This window comes from Kribbella qitaiheensis, assembly GCF_042657745.1.
GTDB classification, from domain to species: Bacteria; Actinomycetota; Actinomycetes; order Propionibacteriales; family Kribbellaceae; genus Kribbella; species Kribbella qitaiheensis.
The window spans coordinates 1-4,364 of sequence record NZ_JBHSKE010000020.1 but is presented as its reverse complement, the minus strand read 5'-3'; the positions used below and the strand labels follow the sequence as shown (position 1 = coordinate 4,364).

At 67.1% G+C, this 4,364-nt stretch carries 5 protein-coding genes; all 5 read right to left on the bottom strand.

Annotation, left to right across the window (positions count from 1 at the left end; translation table 11 throughout):
- A partial coding sequence (locus ACFPJ1_RS16970; protein WP_380104881.1) for a hypothetical protein occupies positions 1-385 on the bottom strand: 385 nt, incomplete at its 3' end.
- 183 nt (positions 386-568) lie between these two features.
- Entirely contained in the window at positions 569-1,489 is a 921-nt protein-coding gene (locus tag ACFPJ1_RS16965; RefSeq protein ID WP_380104879.1) for a hypothetical protein, read from the bottom strand.
- Positions 1,480-2,397, bottom strand: a complete 918-nt coding sequence (locus ACFPJ1_RS16960; protein ID WP_380104877.1) for an ATP-dependent DNA ligase — start codon at positions 2,395-2,397, stop codon at positions 1,480-1,482. Before ACFPJ1_RS16960 ends, ACFPJ1_RS16965 begins: the two co-directional genes overlap by 10 nt.
- Positions 2,398-2,605: 208 nt before the next feature.
- Positions 2,606-3,547: a hypothetical protein gene (locus ACFPJ1_RS16955; RefSeq protein ID WP_380104875.1), complete on the bottom strand. Its 942-nt coding sequence runs from the start codon at positions 3,545-3,547 to the stop codon at positions 2,606-2,608.
- Between the two features lie 482 nt (positions 3,548-4,029).
- Positions 4,030-4,364: DUF6262 family protein (locus ACFPJ1_RS16950; RefSeq protein ID WP_380104873.1), on the bottom strand; the 335-nt coding region annotated here is incomplete at its 5' end.

Here is a 4,364-nt window from a genome sequence, read left to right as displayed (position 1 = left end):
CAAAGGAACAGCCCGACATAGCCCGAAGCGGGGCCGAATAGTTCGTCGCTGAGGAAGAACTTGCGACCTGGGCCCGTCGCGCGCGGCGGATCATCTCGATCCGCTGGGGGTCGAACCACCACTGCCGGTCCTGGAAGACGGCCGGCAGTTTCTCCTCCGCGGCCAGCTGGGTGACGTAGATGGCGGTGAGCCCCAATCGTTCAGCGGTCTGTTTGGTGTTGAGGTAGCCGGGTGGGCCTGGGTGGTGCCGGATCGGCGGTTGGGGTTTCGCGGCCGTGATGGCCGCGAGGTCGGCCGGGTAGACCATCGACTTCGTGCCGGGGACGAGTCGCAGGTGGCCGTCGGCGACGAGCTCGAGGGTGGCCTTGAGCAATCGACCGAGCATGAGGGCGGCGTCAGCGGGATCGGTTCGGGCTTCTTGCCCAGGACAACGGCTGCTTGCGTGATAGAGATGCGGGGGTCGTTGACCAGCCGGGGCTGCCCGAGCAGTGGATCGACGGGGGGGTTCGCCCGGTTCTTCGTGCTGGTCGGCCGCCATGCACCAAGCCTCACACGAACGGCGTGCTGGCTAGTGTTCCAGCGTGTTCAGTCGCTGTTGCTCTGTGTCGCGGCGCTTGCGGATGGCGGCGGCGTTGCGTGCGGCCTGGTGGAAGGCGCGTTGCAGCCGCGGGAGTTGTTTGCGGGCGGCGCGGAGGGCTTGGCGGGTCTCCTCGAGTTGGTCGTTGAGCCGGTCGAGGTCGGCTTGCAGGTCGGCGAGCCGGTGCTGGTGGGCGTCGAGCAGCTGCTCGGCCTGGTCGCGTTCGGCCTCGGCGGCGGTGTCGTCGGCTTCGGCGGCCCCGAGGCGTTTCTGCTGCGCGGCTCGGCGCTGCGCGAGGGTCCGGTCGACCTTGGCCCGGCCGGCGGCTGGTGCGGCGGCGCGCTTCGCAGGCTTCGGCGCCGGGGCCTTGGCCGGAGGTGGAGCACGTCTCACGACGCGGGGCCGGATCGGGGCGAGCTGGGCCGGGTCGCCGCTCTCGTCGACGACGCCGAAGCCGACATGGCGCAGCGCGCTGGTCAGCTGCCCGGTCCGCAACAGCTGCGCGGCGCCGGGATCGACGAGCGCGGCGTCGAGGGTCTCGGTCAGCCGCTCCGCGGTCTGGCCGGTGACCCGTCGACCCCCGGCGGCGCGCTGGCTCGCGGCCTGCACGAGGTCGCCGACCAGGTCATGGCGCCGCCGAGTGAGTTCGCGCCGGCTGGCGCTGTCGGCGGTCAGGTAGGTCTGGCGCAGCTGCTCCCCCAGCTCGGTCAGGGCATGAATCCCGTCCGGGTCGGCCCGGACGAGCTGGTTGGCAAGCCAGGCAGCGACCGTGGGCTTGCGCAGGGCAACGATCGCAGCCGCGGCCGGCTCGTCGCCGCGGTCACGGACCGCCTTCGCAAGCCGGTTGCGGGCCGCGACGAACTGCTCGGGTGGCAACCCGTACAGCTCCACAACCGCCGCGTCTATCTCCACGCCTCCACGATCCACGCCCGATCAGCCGCCGCCAACCCCGCCCGGAAACCTCGGCAGGTCCTCGGGCCGAAGGTCGGGGCGCACCCGCACGTAGCGCATCCCGTGCCGAGCCTGGCCGGCTTGGGTCGCGGCATCGGCGGTGACCTCGGCCACGACGACCGGTTCGACCTTGATGAGCGGCTTCTTCGAGTCCGGGCCGCCCCACCGGTAGGAGGTGATCTCGTCCGGCCAAGGGTGACCGGCCGCGCGGCGGTCAGTGCGGCGGCGAGCTGGGCGGCCTGGTCGGGTTTGAGCGCAACAGTGCGCCCGACCACCACCAGCTCGCCGTCAGTGGTGTAGAGGCCGCCGATCACAACCTCCGGGTCGCTGATCGAGCCCAGCACCCCGCCGACAATGACCTCGCGAGTCTCACGGTGCTTAACCTTCACCCAGGCGTCGCGGCGACCCGGGGTATAGCGGGAGGCTGCGTCCTTCACGACCAGACCCTCCACGCCCATCGCGGCCGGCAGCACCTCGAACCACTCGGTCGCCTCATCGACGTCGGCGGTGACCGGCGTCAGCTGCAGCGGCGGCACCCAGCCGCGCGACACCTGCTCCAGCCGCTCGCGGCGCACCGCCCAGCGCTGGGTCCGCAGATCGACCCCACAGGCCGCGAGCAGATCGAACGCGGCAAACGAGGCCGGCAGCTCGGCAGCCTTCGCGCGCGCCTTGGCGGCGCTGGTGACGAGACCCTGCTGCAGCGCGTCGAAACTCAACCGGCCGTCCGCGCCGAGGATCACCAGCTCACCGTTTATCTTGAGTTGGCTGCTGGGTCGTGCTGCATTGCTTGGTGGTGAGCGTCGTGGACATGTCCACGACAGCGTGGCTGGTCTGGTTTGCGCTTCAGCGGCCAACGCGGTCGGGTCCACTACTCACAGCCGGGTCGGAAGCGCCCGAGGCGCAGTGCAGTCCGATCCGACGCCGGTGCCTGCGGACCTGATTTTCGCGCCATATCCAGGCCGCGTGTCGACCACCGCGATCACATCGTTTACTGCAAAGCGAGGTTTAGTGGCGCGGGTCCCGCCGAGGGCTCCTCGGCCTGACTCTCGCCGGTCGGTAGACCGGCCGGGAATGCCGTTACCCGGATCCCCATTCGCACACCTCGGTCCCATTGGCTCGAAGGGCGAACACGGTCGCATCGGGGCCTTGTGCCAACGCCGTAACGCCTTCCCAAGCTTTCACTGCAGTCCCAGTTCCTCCAGCGGCAGGTGCTGTGCGACTGTTCAACTGAAGGGTCGCGACCTCGGTTCCTACGGCACGTTCCAGAGTGTGCCTGGATGGGCTGTACGCGACCTCGGCTTCACCGGTCTGTGCCAACAAGGCATGCGCGGAGGGATCCGGTACGAGTGCCGTCGACAGGGGTTCGCCAGTGTCGGCCTTTACCAAACCGTTCTGAGTCAGCGCGGCGATGGTCCCTCCAAGATCGAAGAGACCGTTCAATGGGATAATGTCCGTGTGCTTTGTTGTGCTCGACGCAATTGCTAGGACGTCTGTTGCCGACTCGTTAGATAACCAACCTGGTGCCACGATCAGCGCACTACCCATTCGAGCGATTTTCTTGGTGCCGTCGTACCCATTGGGCAAGTCAAATGCTCTCGCCGTTGTGCCGTCGCTGGACACCCGTTGGAGATAGGGAACGTTTAGGCGGCCGATCATCACCCCGTCGCCGTCCGCAATGAGGGTTGAAATCCATGTCCCAGCCAGGGGCCGGGTCGTGTCAACTGCTCCAGGAAGCTGACCTTCGGCGTCCGCAGGGAGCGACGTTGTGGTTATCGTCTCTCGGATTGGATCCCAGCGCGCGACAGCGTACGGCAGATTGACCCATACAGCGCCATCGCTGGTGATAACAGTGGTCGCGACAAGGCCATTGTCGCCGGAGTCCGGCAACGGATACTGAAATTGTTGTCCAGTCGCGAGATCATAGCGATGGAGGCTCGATTTGCCTCCGATTTCCATGACCGGGAACCATAACGCGTCCTTCACCTTGTCGAAAGCGAGGGAGTAGGCCGGAGCGTTCAAACGTTCCAGTATCACGCAGTCCGTCGCCTTCGCGGCCGAATGACTCGTTGGGACCTGGTTGCCGCAGGCCGAGCAGAGTACTCCGATCGCGACGACAACACATATCCGCATTCTCCAGGTCCGCAATATGCTCACCTCAACTTTGCGCTCCAAAGCCCTGTTCGACAGACCCGCCCGCGAGTCACGGCGCAGAGCGGCATGCAGCTCCACCTTCGACTGACGTGGCGGCATCGACTGCGCCCCCTCACTGAGCACAACGATCCTCCCACCACAACCCCTTCAGTGACGTCAAAATTCGTTGACAACTTCCGGCCCAACCAGCCGGTGCCGTCGGAATTCACGGAGATCTGACGTCACAGAGCACTGTCAGAGTCAGACGGATCCTCGCCCGCCCCCTCCTCTGCGAGGCGGCTGTCCTGACGGGCCGCATTGTGCGGCGGCTGGGTGGTCATTGACCGCAAAGTCGAACGCTCACGGTGGGATTAGCCGTCTTGTCGTCGGCGCTGAGATAGGTCCACCACGGATGAGTCGATCGGTCGACGCCGGGCTGCCCTCAGTTCGGCGTGAGCGGCGGCCAGTTGGTCGCGCAGCTCGGCGACTTCACGGCTGAGGTCTTGATTGCGCCGGTGCGCAGCTTCCAGCCGGCGAACCAGAGACGCGGCAGAGGTCCGCTGCCGGGTCGGCACCGAGACGCCGGCCGACCGGCTGTTGTGGACTCGGAGACTTTCGATGGCCGCGCGGATCTCGGGCTGGGTGTAGAGCCAGGAGCGGCTGACGCCGGCGGCGGCGGCGATGTTGGCGTAGGTGACCGGTTCGC